The following is a 15,651-nucleotide window of genomic DNA, read 5'->3' on the forward strand; positions in this document are numbered from 1 at the left end:
TTGGAGTCCACTGAAAAACCTTGGGGAACCAGACTAATCAGGAAACCAAACAATAATCCATCAATTAAGCTGGTGGATTATTATTTATTGGGACCTTATTTTTAAGGATGTCAGACTTTGCCTTCAGTAAAGCTGATTATGGCTAAGTAGGATACATTGGCTTTTTAAGATGACTAATTTTGGAATCTACTCAGATGGGAGATCACTTTTAATTGTAAATCAATAAGGATATTTAAAATTTCCACGACTCAAGTTACTGAGTATTCCTCCAGAAGCAGGCTTGCATTAGGAATAATAAATAACAAGTAAGATACTAATATAATTTTTAAAATACTTTATTAAAAAAACAAAACTTTAGAAGGATTATGGCGAAATATGTAGAATATTATCTAACGCATAGGATGTAGTAGGGGATATGTATATTTGTTTAGAAGAACAAAAACAAGAAATATTCAAAATTAACTTGTACCTACAACCCGACAAGATGATAGGAGGTGATAGTTATTAATAAGGAATTGAACGAGAACAGTATAATACCCTTATATTATCAAATAAAAGAGATATTAAAAGAAAACATCAATAATGGTGTATGGCAGCCAGACCAAGAAATTCCTTCTGAAAATGAGATGTGTGAAATATTTGATGTAAGCCGCACTACTGTACGAAAAGCTATTCAAGAATTAGAAAAGGAAAATCTTATTTATAAAAAAAGAGGGAAGGGCACTTTTGTAAAATCCTCAAAAATTAATAAGGACCTTTTGGGAGAACTTAGTTTTTTTAAAGAAATGCAAAGCTTAGGATTTAGTGCTAGCTCCTCATTGATTAAAAAAGATATATTAAGACCATCTGAACAGATACAAAAATCCCTGAATTTAGATGATTTTAAAGAGGTTCTAGTAATTAATAGGTTGAGATTAGTTGATGATGAGCCTTTTGCTATTGAAACAACATATCTAGAATTTGAAAAGTACCAAGATATTTTAAAAAAAGATTTAAATACATTAGTTTTATATGAAGTTTTAAAAAGTGAATATAATGTAGAGGTTGACAAAGTAACGGTTTATATCGAACCAATAATTATAGCAGATTTTTTTACTGATTATCTAAATGTTCCCTCAGGCACACCTGCACTATCAATAAAAAGAACTGTTCTTTTTACTGACGGATCGGGGGTATTTTCTGAAATGATTGTAAGAGGAGATAAAGCTAAATTTTTTATTACAACTAAGTAATGATGCAATGGAGCAACAGCTATAAAAATCGGCTTAGAAATAAAGGCTAGTAGAAAAAATTATTAATGGTTATATTAATTAATCTTTCACTAATAATTGAGGTTAGTTAATGTTAATAAATAATATTACTTAAAAATAGGAGGATTAAAATGTTTAATAAGAAGAGAGTAAAGTTTTTTGTGATGTTAGTAGTTATTGGATCATTAATGTTTAGTTTAATAGGTTGTGGCAATCAAGAACAACAACCTGGACAGTCATCAGAAGAATCAGCACGTGTGGCTTTAGTGTTTACTACTGCTGGTCGTGGAGACAAGAATTTTAACGATATGGCCTACGACGGATTAGCAAAAGCAAAGGAAGAATTAGGAATAGAATTCCACTACGGGGAACCACAATCCCAAGGGGATTATGAAAGTCAACTTAGTAATTTTGCAGAAAGTGGTGAATATGATTTAATTATAGCTCTAGGGTTTGATCAGAAGGATGCCTTAGAAGTAGTGGCACAGGATTTTCCTGAACAAAACTTTTTAATCATTGATACTGATATGGGTGATATGCCTAATGTAAGTGCAATTTCAACTCGCTGGGAGGAACAGACCTTTTTATCTGGAGTTATTGCAGGATATTTAACTCAATCAGATGAGTCTTTATCCACTGAGGAAAACATTGTAGGTGTTGTACTTGGTGTGGATGCACCATTCCTCCGTGCTGGAGTAGCAGGATTTATGGCTGGCGCTAAGTATATCAATCCATCTGTTGAGATTCTACAAGGGGTAGTAGGTGCATTTAATGACCCAGGTACTGCACAAGAAATAGCATTATCTATGTATGGTCGAGGTGCAGATGTTATCCAACATATAGCAGGTGCTTCTGGACTTGGAGTTTTTGAGGCAGCAAGCAATGAAAATCGCTATGCCATAGGAGTTGGAGCAAATCAAAATTACATAAATCCAGATGTAGTAGTAGCCACTTCAATAAGAAATGTACATGAAATTATATATCAAGAAATAGAAAGTCTAATTAACGGAGACTGGACACCAGGAGATAAAAATTGGGGTATTGCAGAAAATGCAGTAGGGTATTCAGTAGAACAAAGTAATATTTCTTTACCACAGGATTTCTTAGAAATATTAGAAGCCATTAGAACCAATATTGTTTCAGGAGAACTAGTTTTACCAAATGCAATTGAAGATGTAGAAGAGTGGGCACAAAATAATAAATATATTCAATAAGAAATTACTATAGTGATAAACATAGGTTATATAGTATTTAAATCAATATAGCCTATGTTTATTATTAGGATTATTTAAGCGTTCTATTAGTATGGAGGATAAATACAGCTAGTTAAATAGACTATAAACTTTTATAATAGATGTTTTAATAGATAAAATCCTATAGAAGTTCAGTAAGGTATTATCATTAGTAAGGGGGCAATTTTAAATGTGTATCATAGAAATGTATGGAATTTCTAAAACCTACCCTGGTGTAAAAGCCCTTAGCAATGTAGACTTTACCTTAAAAAAGGGAGAAATCCATTCATTATTAGGGGAAAACGGTGCTGGAAAGACAACTTTAATGAAAATTTTATATGGTATAGAGAAGCCAGATAAAGGTGTAATTAAAATCAATGGCAATGAAGTGAAAATTAAAGGTCCAAATGATGCAATAAACCTAGGTATAGGAATGGTTCATCAGCATTTTATGCTAGTACCAGCTTTAACGATTACTGAAAATATAGTAGTTGGTGCAGAACCACATAAGGGTCCTTTTTTTGATATGGATAAAGCTGTTAAAGAAGTAGAAGGTATGATCAAAAGGTTAGGGTTTAGTATGGATCCTAGACAAAAGGTAGAGGAAATATCAGTTGGTCAACAACAGCGGGTAGAGATACTTAAAGCTTTGTATCGTGGTGCAGATATTTTAATATTAGATGAGCCTACAGCTGTATTGACACCTCAAGAAGTTGATGAACTTTTTGAAATGCTAAAAGAATTAAGAAATAAAGGTAAGAGTGTAATAATCATTACCCATAAATTAAAGGAAACTATGGTGCTGGCAGACAGAATATCTGTTCTCCGTGATGGTCATCTAATACAAACTGATATAAAGCCTGCAGAAACAAAAGTAGATGAACTTGCAACTTTCATGGTTGGCCGTGAAGTAGAATTAGGTGTAAAAAGACGTGCAGAAAAAGTAGGAGATATAGCTTTTGAAGTAAAAAATTTAACAATCAAAGATCAAAATATATATAAACTTAAAGATATCAACCTAAGCATACATAGTGGCGAAATTCTAGGGATTGCTGGTATAGAGGGGAATGGTCAAACTGAATTGATAGAGGCCCTTACAGGATTATGTGAAGTTGATAGTATGGAAATGTTCCTAGGAGATAAAAAGATAGAAGGACACGCTATAGATTTTATACAACAAGGGATTGGACATATTCCAGAAGATAGAGGTCTAAGAGGGGCTGTGCATGATATGACAATCAAAGATAACCTAATTCTTGGTTATCATAGATTGAAAAAGTTTGTTAATAAAGGAATTTTTAAAACTAAAGAAATAAATTCTTATGCTGATAAGCTTAAAGAGGAATTTAAAATAAAATCTCCAAACTGTGATGTTCACTTAGGGTCCTTGTCAGGTGGAAATCAACAGAAGGTAATAATAGCCCGTGTATTTAGTCAGAATCCCCAACTAGTTATTGCTGCTCAGCCTACCCGAGGTGTTGATGTAGGCGCTATAGAATATATTCATCATAGGTTATTAGACTTGAGGGATCAAGGAAAAGCAATACTTTTGATATCAGCTGATTTAGATGAGGTAAGAACTTTAAGTGATAAAATTGCTGTTATCTATGAAGGGAAGATTGTTGAGAAAAGGGCTAGTGATGATTTCACAGAAGCGGAATTAGGTTTACTAATGACGGGAGACACCCTTAATATACATGAGGAGGGTAAATATGTCAGTAATTAGTAAGATAAACAATAAAACAAAGAACATCTTGTCTAAAGTTCTTAATTCTAAAGACGTAACTATTTCCTTTATATCTTTTCTTTTGGCTTTAGGAATAAGTTCTATAATAATTTTTTTAAATGGCTATTCGCCGATTGTTGTCTTTAATGGTATATATCAAGGTAGTTTTGGTAATGCACGAGCTTTTTTCCAAACACTGGTACAAGCTACACCTATTATATTCACAGGTCTTGCCTTCACAGTGGCTTTCAAAGCTGGATTAATTAATATAGGAGCAGAAGGACAACTTTATATGGGTGCCATTAGTGCGGCCCTAGTGGGGGTTTATATAAGTGGTCTTCCAATGATTATCCATATTTCCTTAGCGTTATTAGCAGGAATCATAGCTGGAGGGTTATGGGGGGCATTAGTTGGGTTTCTTAAAGTTAGATTTGGGTCTAACGAAGTGATAACAACTATCATGTTAAACTTTATAGCTATAAGTTTTACTAGTTATCTAGTAAATTATCCATTAAAGGCAGAAGGAAGCCATGTAGCCCAAACAGAACGAATATTACCTTCAGCAACTTTAGTTAGATTATTTTCTGGATCCCAGATTACTATAGCCTTCATCATAGCAATTGTAACTGCTATTTCAATAGAGTATATGCTTAAAAAAACATTATTTGGTTATGAAGTAAGAGTAGTAGGACTTAATCCAAAAGCAGCTGAAACTGCTGGTATAAAGACAAAACGGATTCTTTTATATACAATGTTCTTAAGTGGTGCTATAGCAGGTCTTGCAGGCGCTACTCAAATATTAGGAGTACAAAGAAGATTTGTTGATCACTTTTCAGCAGGGTTTGGCTTTGATGGTATTGCAGTTGCAGCTTTAGCAGCAAACAATCCTCTTGGTGTTATTTTATCGGGTATTTTATTTGGTGCATTGAGGGCTGGATCTATGACTTTAAATCGTATTACAAATATACCAGCAGATATAGTAGGGATAATCCAATCCCTTGTAATTATATTTGTTGCAGCCCCATTACTGGTACGCCAAATAACAAACGTATCTTCAAAAGGTAAAAATAACATTAAACAAAAGGAGGAATAGATATGAATATCGATAATACAATAAGCGTTATTATAGCCTCCACAATTCGTATGAGTATCCCACTTATCCTTGCTGCAGTAGGTGGTTCCTTCTCAGCCAGGAGTGGTGTCATGGCTTTAGGGCTTGAAGGGATGCTTTTATCTGGTGCTTTTTTTGCTACAATAGGTTCTTATTATACTGGAAATCCATGGATAGGACTATTATGTGGCATGATTGGAGGAGGCGTAATTGCGTTTTTTCATGGAGTGCTTACAACTCGTTATCGAGTAAATCATGTTATTAGTGGAATAGGATTAAATTTATTAGTAATAGCATCAACAACATTATTTTTACAATTGGTTTGGGACAGTAGAGGAAATTCTCCATCAACTCCTAGATTACCTAGGATTACGATTCCAGGATTATCAGATTTACCATTAATAGGAGGCATCTTTATTAATCAGTCCATTTTGTTCTTCTTTACTATAGCTGTTGTTATAATTTCTTGGATCGTTATGTTCAAAACAACATTTGGTCTAAGACTAAGGATGGTGGGGGAAAATCCACAGGCAGCCAGTACAGTAGGTATTAACGTTAAGAAAGTAAGGTATATAGCAGTTATAGTTTGTGGACTTTTAGCAGGTGCTGGAGGAGCTTATCTTTCCATAGATCATTTAAGTTTATTTGTTAGAGAAATGACTGCTGGTAGAGGCTACATAGCTGTTGTTATAAATATTCTTGGGAGATTTAATCCCCTTGGAATTGTCGGTAGTGGTATTATTTTTGGGTTTGCAGATGCTCTACAAATGACATTGCAAGGAGGACATATACCAAATCAAATAATTCAAATGATTCCGTATGTAGTAACATTACTAGTATTGACTTTTGGCGTTCAGCATATTAAAGGACCTGCTGGAATGGGAAAAAACATAGATTAATAAAAATTGTTAATATTGTGAGGGGGATTTAAATGATTAAGATTGATAAAATAAGTGAAATAGCAACACTTACCGATATACACACATCTAGTTCACAGTATCCAGACATAGCTATAACATCCAATGATGATATATTTATTACATGGCAAAGTTATGAAGATGGGAAGGATGTTATAAGAGTAAGAAAAGATAATAGAAAAAACATACTGACAAGTGGTGTTGTGGAAGGAGATATAGTTTCAACAGAAGGACAACCCTTGAAACCTAGGATAACTATTTATAACAATACAGCATGGTTAACATGGGCAGAGTATATAGACAATAAATGGAATATCATGGTATCTAATTATAGCATGAATCAATGGACAGAAGCTATATCAATAAGTGACGGTGAAGGGGAATTATATCCTGTATTAGCAAAAGGGGCAGGAAATGATTTATGGTTATTTTGGACAAGTCAAGAAGGTTCTAAATCCTATATATTGGCTAAAAGATACGATGGATCAGAGTGGTCCCAAACAATAAAAGTATCTTGTAATGGTAAAGCATATCGACCAGAGGCGGTTGTTGGTGGAGATGGAAATTTATGGGTTGCATATGATGAATTTAATGGGAAAAATTATGATGTAAAATGTAAGTATTGGGATGGATATAAATTTAGTGAAGAAATTATTATAAGTGAAAGTGATGATTGGTCTACTGCCCCCTCATTAACCCCTTTTGGAGATGGAATAGTAATTAATTGGTATGATATGGGGGGATCTGCTACATTTTCCTATTGGACAGCAGAAGTATTTTTAAAGGATACTAGCATAGTGAAGGAAAATGTTTGTAAGTTATGTGGGGCAATGGATTGGTATACAACGTTGGATCTAGCAACTGATAAATATGGCAAAGTTGTATTTCCCTATACTTGGGGTCAACGAAGGATGCATATTAGAATAAAAGACAATAATAATAAATGGTCTGATCCAGTTTGTTTTACACCTACAGAGAGAAACTTTGAAATAAGACCGAAGTGTCAGGTTGACTCAGATAATAATTTATGGGTTGTATGGCAAAATTCAGAAGGTAATGGACATAATCAGCGAAATGCTAAAATTGTAGTAAGAGCCTTAGAAATTGATACAATACATGAATTAAGTGATAGAACTTCTGAAATGCATCAAGACCAGTTTGTTCTTCCTATATCCTCAGAGAAGTCATTAGATTGTCATTCAAAAAAGGAAGAGTTAAGCTGGAGAAGCAAAGAAGAAACATTTAGCAAATATAATATTTACTGGGGAGATATACATGGCCAAAGTAGCATGTCAGATGGTTTGGGAGAAATAGACCAATATTATCATATTGCTAAACATAAAGCCAATTTAGATTTTACAGCATTAACGGATCATGACTGCTTTCCTGATGTTATTTCAGCTTCCGAATGGGCTCTAATGAAGACTTATGCAAATATTTTTAATAAACCACAGGATATGGTGACTTTTGTAGCTTTAGAATGGACCCCAAATGAATACAAATACGATTTTGGCCACAAGAATATTTATTTTAGAGATGAAGATGGACCAGCAATTCGTTCAACTGAAGAAAATGGTTATAATCCCGATAGATTATTTAATTCACTAAAAGGTAAAAAGGCATTAGCTTTTCCACACCATCCATCGGCAGATTGGGGGATGGTTAGTGCTGCTACAGATTGGGCTTATTACAATGAAGAACATCAAAGATTGGTAGAGATATTTTCAAGGCATGCTGCATTTGAATATTTTAAATATGAATCCAAATACGCTAAAAATATTCCACAGATGCCAAACCACTCAGTAGTTGATGCACTAAACCGGGGGTACCGTCTTGGGTTTACTGCAGGTAGTGATTCACATCAAATGGAACATGGTATCGAAGGTGGAATAGTAGCAGTGTATTCGGAAGACTTAACAAGAGAATCAATATTTGATTCATTATATGATAGAAGAACATTTGCTACAACAGGAGCTAGAATACTTATGGAGTTCAGTATAAATGATAGTCCAATGGGTTCTGAATTAACTGTAGGTGAAGAAGATAAGGTTAAGATAAAGATACGTGTGCTTGGTACAAATAATATAGAGGAACTAAGAGTAGTTAAGAATGGCACTACATTCAAATCAGTAAGCCCAAATAATGAAAAGGTAGAATTGGAGTTAGAAGATGTAGTGGATAAGAAAACAGCATGGTATTATGTAGCTGTGAAACAAGTCGATGATCATAGAGCATGGGCTAGTCCTATTTGGGTTGATTATAAAGGTGAATAATTAGTGTAACACATTATGTAAATAAATTATTTAAGGCTTGAAAAAATTTACAAATCAAGATAAAATTCTAATTACAACAACAATGTAAGCACTATTATTAAATTCTCTAACCTAAATTTAGTTTTAATAGTAGGGTGTGCGTATTAAATTGCAAAGGAGGAAATATGATGATACCAACGCCACATATAGAATCAAAAAATAAGAATGAAATTGCAAAAACCGTTTTAATGCCGGGTGATCCCCTGCGGGCAAAGTTTATAGCAGATACATTTTTAACAGATGTAAAACAGTTTAATAGTGTTCGAAATGTTTTAGGGTATACGGGAACCTACAAAGGAAGAAGGATTTCCGTTATGGCCAGTGGTATGGGAATGCCTAGCATAGGAATTTATTCCTATGAGCTTTATAAGTTTTATGACGTAGAAAACATTATTCGAATTGGATCTTGTGGAGCCTATACTCCACATGTAAAGCTGTATGATGTAATCTTGGCAAAGGATGTCTGGAGTGAATCTAGCTATGCTAAAGTACAAGGTGGTTATGAATGTGATGTCATTGAAGGCTCTCCGGAATTAAACGAAAGCCTTATGAAATATGCAAATGATTTAGGAATACCGATGCATATAGAAAGAATACATTCTTCTGATGTGTTTTATAGAGAAAACTTTGAAGAATATAAGGAAATTTATGAAAAACATGGTTGTGTAGCTGTAGAAATGGAGGCTTTTGCCCTTTTCCATAATGCAAAGGTACTTAAGAAAAAGGCATCATGCTTACTTACTGTGTCTGACAATCTAGCAACTCAACAAGTAACAACTTCTGAAGAAAGACAAAATGCATTTACCAATATGATGAAGATTGCTTTAGAAATGGCAGAGTAGAAAAAAGGATTTTTATCAATAGTTGGTATGGGTAGTGTAAAACAATCTATAATTTAGTGAAAACAAAAGCTCCTTTCTAACAAAAATTAGCAAATAATTCTATGTTGGAAAGGAGCTTTTTATGAAGTACAGTACCAAAACAAAGCTGCTGCAGGATTTCTGAAAGCAGCTAATGGTCAGGCATGCAATTATGGCTGTAGAGAGTAGAGATGGCTCCTTTAGCTGGGGTGGGGCTAAAGACACTGCACAACCTGATGAAACACCTATGGAGGTGGATACACCATTTAAAATTATGCCTAAGCTTCTGGGGATACTGGAAAAATCCCTTAGTCAGAGACTGTAAATGCTTGTAGTTAAGTTGGAGATTTTCGAGAAGACATTATATAATCACCATATATTTTATATAAATACTTAAGGAAATTTAAGGCTATTGAGGCTTACCTCGATAGCTTTTTATCAATTGTAGAAGGTTTTTACCTATACTGCTGGAATGATGATACTAACAAGTTCATAAGAGGAGGACTCCCTATGAATGAAGTGTTAAAGCAATTAAAAAACAGAAAATCCGTAGGACAATTTCATAAGACCTATTATAATTTATAAATTTTTATTTAATTAATTGATGTAGTTGAATTAAATATCAACACTATGATATAATATCAAGTATTAGTACCAGGTAATAAAATATAAAATAAAATTAAGATTGCTTTTATAAATAAAGCAAGTAGTGATTTATAAATTAAAGGAGGCTTTTTAGATGGATGTAAAGGACATTAAAGATTTGATATTAACAATAGATAAAACAAGTATAGAGAGTGTAGAAATAGAAAAAAGTGATATTATATTAAGGATCAACAAAGGGTTGACAAATGCAAATAAATTAAACATAGAAAAACTTAGAGACGGTACAATATCTAAAGATTTGATGGAGACTGATGATTCAAATCCTAAAATGGATAAACAGGAAGATAGTAGTGCTGTCACTGATGATGAAAATATATATATAGTAAAATCTCCTATGGTAGGAACCTTTTATGCAGCACCAAGTCCAGAGTCACTACCTTTTGTCAAAGTAGGAGATAAGGTGGAAAAAGGTCAAACTTTATGTATCGTTGAGGCTATGAAAATGATGAATGAAATAAAATCCCAGTCAGCAGGCGAGATTATCGAAATATTATCGGAAGATGAAGAGATAATTGAATATGGACAACCTTTAATTAGGATCAGGAGGTAGGCCTTAGATGTTTAAAAAAATACTTGTTGCCAATAGAGGAGAGATAGCCCTCAGGATCATTAGAGCTTGCAAAGATATGGGAATACAGACGGTAGCAGTATACTCAGAAATGGATACAAATTCAGTACATGTACATCTGGCAGATGAAGCGATTTGTATTGGACCTGCACCATCTAAAAAAAGCTATTTAAATGTAGATAGCATAATTACTGCAGCTATGGTTACAAAATGTGAAGCTATACATCCAGGCTATGGATTTCTTTCTGAAAGCTCAAAGCTAGTAGATGCATGTAACTTAAATAACATCAAATTTATTGGGCCCTATAAAGAACATATAGAGAAAATGGGGAATAAATCTGAGGCTAGAAAAACAATGATAGAGGCTGGGGTACCTGTTGTACCTGGATCCCAAGGAAGTACTAATAAAGCTGAAGAAGCATTGGAGATTGCCAAGGGAATTGGTTTCCCTGTCATGATTAAGGCAGCCAGCGGTGGTGGTGGAAGAGGAATGAGAATAGTACACCTAGAAGACGAATTCATTGAAAAATTCAACATGGCAAAATCAGAATCTATTACGGCTTTTAATGATGACTCTATGTATATAGAAAAATTTATAGAAGAGCCTAGACATATAGAATTTCAAATATTGGCTGATAATTATGGAAATACAATTCACTTAGGGGAAAGAGATTGTTCTATACAAAGAAAAAATCAAAAAGTTATAGAAGAAGCTCCATGTGCCGCAATTAGTGAAGAATTGAGAAATAAAATGGGTGAGACAGCAATTCGTGCTGCTAAAGCAGTTAACTATATAAATGCAGGAACAATAGAGTTTTTATTAGATAAGTACAATAATTTTTACTTTATAGAAATGAATACAAGAATACAAGTGGAGCATCCAGTAACAGAGATGACTACCGGTATTGACCTTATAAAAGAACAAATAAAGATCAGCTATGGAGAAAAGTTAAATATTAGTCAAGACGAAATAAAACCTAATGGTCATGCCATTGAGTGTAGAATAAATGCTGAAGATCCTAGTGATAACTTTAGGCCTTCTCCAGGGCAAATAGAGGGATATTTTTCTCCAGGAGGATATGGTGTTCGGGTAGATAGCCATATCTACAGTGGTTATACTGTACCGCCTACCTATGATTCCATGATTGGAAAACTGATTGTATGGGGAAAGAATAGAAATGAAGCAATAGATACAATGAAAAGAGCTTTAAATGAGATAGTAATTACAGGAATAAGTACAAATGTTGAGTTTCAAAAGCGAATATTAGACAATGAAAGCTTTCTTGAGAATAAAATAGATACGTCATTTATTGAGAAAAAAATAGTAAGTGTGAAGTTATAGTAAAGGAAGTGGATATATGTTAAAGGACGTCTTTGGTAAAAAGAACTATGTAACAGTAAGTTTAACTGATAATAAGGAGAAAATAACTTCACTTAGGGAAAATATTAAACCTACTAAAAATAGTTATTTACAGACAGAAAAAATAGAAAGAATTAGTGCTAGAGATAGAATTAACGAATTAATAGATCCAAGTACTTTTATAGAATATGATGTAAGATTAACAGCGGCTAACCCTTTGAACTTTCCAGGTTATACCGATAAGGTGACTGAAGTTATTAAAAAATCCAATGAAAATGAGGCTGTGATTACAGGCGAAGGGAAAATTCACGGAGAAAGTTGTATTGTATGTGTGATGGATCCAAGCTTTATGATGGGGAGTATGGGATCTGTAGTTGGAGAAAAAATTACAAGAGCCATCGAAAAGGCTATTGAAAAGAGATTTCCCCTTATTATATTCACAGCATCTGGTGGTGCTAGGATGCAAGAAGGGATATTATCGTTAATGCAGATGGCGAAGGTATCTGCTGCCATAGCTAAATTATCTGAAGAAGGGTTATTATATATTTCTGTCCTAACAGATCCAACAACTGGTGGTGTTACTGCAAGCTTTGCTATGTTAGGAGATATAATCATTGCAGAACCAGGAGCACTAATTGGATTTGCAGGTCCGAGGGTGATTGAGCAAACCATTAAACAGAAACTTCCTGAGGGGTTCCAAAGGTCAGAATTTCTACAAGAAAAAGGATTTGTTGACAAAATCGTAAGCAGAAAGGATATGGGAGATGTCCTATCTAAAATTTTAAGAATCCACACGATCGGTGGTGAATTATATGAATAATATATTAGAATTTGAAAAACCAATTAATGAATTGGAAAATAAAATTATAGAGCTTAAAAGCTTCGCCAAGGAAAACAGCATAGATTTAACCTATGAAATAGATATCATAAGTAAAAAGTTGGAAATTATGAGGAAAGAAGTATATGAAAAGTTAAGTCCATGGCAAAAAGTAAAACTGGCACGACTTCAAGAAAGACCAAAGGCTTTAGATTATATTGAAAAATTAATAACTGATTTTACTGAGTTCCATGGCGACCGATTTTATGGGGATGATCAATCTATAGTGGCGGGGATTGGCATGTTTCAGGATATACCCGTTACCGTGATCGGTCATCAAAAAGGAAAAGAATTAGAAGAAAATCTTAAGAGAAATTTTGGGATGCCACACCCTGAAGGGTATAGAAAGGCTTTGAGATTAATGAGGCAAGCAGAAAAGTTTAAGCGACCTATCATAACCTTTATAGATACACCAGGAGCTTATTGTGGCTTAGGTGCAGAGGAAAGAGGTCAAGGAGAAGCAATAGCCATCAATCTTATGAATATGAGCAGACTAAAAACACCGACTATATCAATTGTTATTGGTGAGGGCGGAAGTGGTGGTGCATTAGCCCTTGGTGTTGCTGATAGAGTCTATATGCTAGAACATTCTATATACTCAGTAATATCCCCTGAAGGTCTTTCGAGTATATTATGGAAGGACTCCAACCTTGCTCAAAGGGCGGCTAATATTATGAAACTGACGGCCCAGGATCTATACGATTTAAAAGTTATAGATGGTGTCATAAAAGAACCTATAGGTGGAGCACATAAGGACATTAATTTGACAGTGGATAATTTAAGACAATGTCTATTGAATGAAGTAAAAAAACTAAAAAAGTTAAATGAAGTAGAATTATTGGACCAAAGATATGAAAAACTTAGAAAAATTGGAGTTTGGCAAGATAGTTAAACAATCTGGATAAGTGTTACATTCCCTCAAGCTAATGTTTTGAGGGATGTTTCTATCTAGGGGAGCTAGTGTTTATGAAAAATAAATACTGATATAGATTATTGATATACCGATTCAAATCTATATTGACATGAGGCAAAAGATTCTGTATAATTTTTAATGTTAAAAACTAAAAAAACGCCAATTTGGCCAAGTGTTGAACATCCACTTTAAAAACTCAAGGGGATGTTCTTTTTTTGCGAAAAATAAGGAGGTATCAATAAAAATGAATAAAAAATCATTTAATAGGTATTTGTTTTCATTAACCTTACCGATTGTCTTGCAAAATCTAATCACTACGGGATTGAATTTGTTGGATACATTTATGATTGGTCTTGTTGGAGAAACAGAGTTGGCTGCTGTGGGTATTGCCAATCAATTTTATTTTTTATTTTCACTGTTTATATTTGGTATAGCTGGAGGCACAGGTGTTTTAATTGCCCAGTTATGGGGGGGACAAGATAAACAGTCCATAAAAAAAGTTTTAGGACGGTCTTTAATTACAGCTACGCTTTTAACGGGGGTATTTATTTTACTTGGAAGCAGCTTCACTGAACAAATCATTAAGCTATTTAACAAGGATCTGGACATTGTAAGCAATGGGGTACAATATTTAAACATCACACTTTGGGGGTATTTTTTTACCAGTGTTTCTTTTGTTTTGGCGTCAGCTTTGCGAAGCATCAACAATACAAAAATACCAATGTATGGTAGTTTATTTGGTTTGGTTATCAATGGGGCTTTAAACTACATTTTAATTTTTGGCCGACTTGGCTTTAGTCCCATGTTTGTACAAGGGGCAGCATTGGCAACTTTAATTGCACGAATTTTGGAGTGTTTAATTTTAGTGTATTTTATATACCGATTTGTTCCAGAATTAGCACTAAGCTTTAACGACTTTACTGGAATGCAAAAAAATATGAAAAAGGCCTTAAAAAAAGTAACATATCCTGTTTTATTTAATGAAGCCTGTTGGGGAATAGGTATGGTTACTTATGTTGGTCTGTACGCTCGCTTGGGGACTCAAGCTGCTGCCTCCATGCAAATTTGTAGTACCATAATGAATTTGTTTATGGTGGTTGCTTTTGGTTTAGCTTATTCAGCTCTAGTTGTGGTAGGTAATGAAGTGGGGGCTGGTAATTTAGACCGAGCTATGGAAGTATCTAGAAAGATTAGGACGATGGCTGTAAAAGTCAGTGTGTTTTTATCGATACTTTTATTTGTTATTGCAGGTCCTGTGGCAATGATCTTCAATGTTTCCCTAACAGTTAAAAACATGGTAATATCCATATTAAAAATTTATAGTTTGATGCTTCCACTTCGAATGATGAATATGATAATGATTGTAGGTGTTCATCGAGGTGGTGGCGATGCACTCTACAGTACCGTACTGCAAGGGAGTGCCATGTGGGTTGTTGGTATTCCCCTTACTTTTCTAATGGGTTATGTCTTTAAAATGCCTTTTCCTCTCGTTGTAGGAACGGTTTTTGTTGAAGAAGTGGTTAAAGGGATTTTAATTCAAAAAAGATATCGTTCTAATAAATGGATGCGTGTAGTATTTGCATAGTGTAATAATAAGCAAGAAGCAAGGGTTAAGAGATATTGCTAAGGCAGGAGGGATCACAGCTGTAGTATATGAGGTGGAAGATGTAAAGAGGGAGATCCAGCAGTTAAACCCTAAGGAATTAAGGGGACTGGAGGCTATGGAGATGAAAAGGCTCTATAAGCAAAAGTCGACCTATCGACAGATGAAGAGGTTTAGGGGATAGGAAACAGAATATATTTAGGTAGAAGAAAAAAGTTTTAAGTTTAACGAGAGAAGTGTGAGAAATTTTATGGTT

At 34.1% G+C, this 15,651-nt stretch carries 14 protein-coding genes; all 14 read left to right on the forward strand.

Annotated features, from left to right (window positions below; translation table 11 throughout):
• Positions 1–494: 494 nt before the first annotated feature.
• The 14 genes from BLS22_RS05215 (at position 495) to BLS22_RS05275 (ending at position 15,579) form a co-directional block, all read left to right on the forward strand.
• Positions 495–1,232, forward strand: a complete 738-nt coding sequence (locus BLS22_RS05215; protein WP_090551319.1) for a GntR family transcriptional regulator — start codon at positions 495–497, stop codon at positions 1,230–1,232.
• A 149-nt stretch (positions 1,233–1,381) separates the two neighbouring features.
• Positions 1,382–2,464, forward strand: a complete 1,083-nt coding sequence (locus tag BLS22_RS05220; RefSeq protein WP_090551322.1) for a BMP family lipoprotein — start codon at positions 1,382–1,384, stop codon at positions 2,462–2,464.
• A 208-nt stretch (positions 2,465–2,672) separates the two neighbouring features.
• Positions 2,673–4,208: an ABC transporter ATP-binding protein gene (locus BLS22_RS05225; protein ID WP_090551326.1), complete on the forward strand. Its 1,536-nt coding sequence runs from the start codon at positions 2,673–2,675 to the stop codon at positions 4,206–4,208.
• Positions 4,195–5,301 (forward strand): ABC transporter permease, encoded by a 1,107-nt coding sequence (locus BLS22_RS05230; RefSeq protein ID WP_090551328.1) that lies wholly within the window; start codon positions 4,195–4,197, stop codon positions 5,299–5,301. Before BLS22_RS05225 ends, BLS22_RS05230 begins: the two co-directional genes overlap by 14 nt.
• Positions 5,302–5,303: 2 nt before the next feature.
• Positions 5,304–6,218, forward strand: a complete 915-nt coding sequence (locus BLS22_RS05235) for an ABC transporter permease (RefSeq protein ID WP_090551331.1) — start codon at positions 5,304–5,306, stop codon at positions 6,216–6,218.
• Positions 6,219–6,250: 32 nt separating this feature from the next.
• On the forward strand, positions 6,251–8,509 hold the full coding sequence (locus BLS22_RS05240; protein WP_090551335.1) for a CehA/McbA family metallohydrolase: 2,259 nt from the start codon (positions 6,251–6,253) through the stop codon (positions 8,507–8,509).
• 167 nt (positions 8,510–8,676) lie between these two features.
• Positions 8,677–9,390 (forward strand): purine-nucleoside phosphorylase, encoded by a 714-nt coding sequence (gene deoD / locus BLS22_RS05245; RefSeq protein WP_330386465.1) that lies wholly within the window; start codon positions 8,677–8,679, stop codon positions 9,388–9,390.
• Between the two features lie 172 nt (positions 9,391–9,562).
• Complete coding sequence (locus BLS22_RS15050) at positions 9,563–9,733, forward strand: hypothetical protein (protein WP_176762059.1); 171 nt, start codon at positions 9,563–9,565, stop codon at positions 9,731–9,733.
• 414 nt (positions 9,734–10,147) lie between these two features.
• The gene (accB, locus tag BLS22_RS05250; protein ID WP_090551339.1) at positions 10,148–10,624 is read left to right on the forward strand and encodes an acetyl-CoA carboxylase biotin carboxyl carrier protein; all 477 of its coding nucleotides are present in this window, start codon (positions 10,148–10,150) and stop codon (positions 10,622–10,624) included.
• Positions 10,625–10,631: 7 nt separating this feature from the next.
• Positions 10,632–11,984 carry an acetyl-CoA carboxylase biotin carboxylase subunit gene (locus BLS22_RS05255; protein WP_090551342.1) on the forward strand — a complete coding sequence of 451 codons (1,353 nt, stop codon included), beginning with the start codon at positions 10,632–10,634 and terminating at the stop codon, positions 11,982–11,984.
• Between the two features lie 16 nt (positions 11,985–12,000).
• Entirely contained in the window at positions 12,001–12,822 is an 822-nt protein-coding gene (accD, locus tag BLS22_RS05260; protein ID WP_090551346.1) for an acetyl-CoA carboxylase, carboxyltransferase subunit beta, read from the forward strand.
• Entirely contained in the window at positions 12,815–13,771 is a 957-nt protein-coding gene (locus BLS22_RS05265; RefSeq protein WP_090551351.1) for an acetyl-CoA carboxylase carboxyltransferase subunit alpha, read from the forward strand. Before accD ends, BLS22_RS05265 begins: the two co-directional genes overlap by 8 nt.
• Before the next feature lie 265 nt (positions 13,772–14,036).
• Positions 14,037–15,377, forward strand: a complete 1,341-nt coding sequence (locus BLS22_RS05270; RefSeq protein WP_090551355.1) for an MATE family efflux transporter — start codon at positions 14,037–14,039, stop codon at positions 15,375–15,377.
• Complete coding sequence (locus BLS22_RS05275) at positions 15,370–15,579, forward strand: hypothetical protein (RefSeq protein WP_090551359.1); 210 nt, start codon at positions 15,370–15,372, stop codon at positions 15,577–15,579. Before BLS22_RS05270 ends, BLS22_RS05275 begins: the two co-directional genes overlap by 8 nt.
• Positions 15,580–15,651 lie beyond the last annotated feature (72 nt).

The sequence above is a fragment of the Natronincola ferrireducens genome (assembly GCF_900100845.1).
In the GTDB taxonomy this organism is placed as follows: Bacteria; Bacillota; Clostridia; order Peptostreptococcales; family Natronincolaceae; genus Natronincola_B; species Natronincola_B ferrireducens.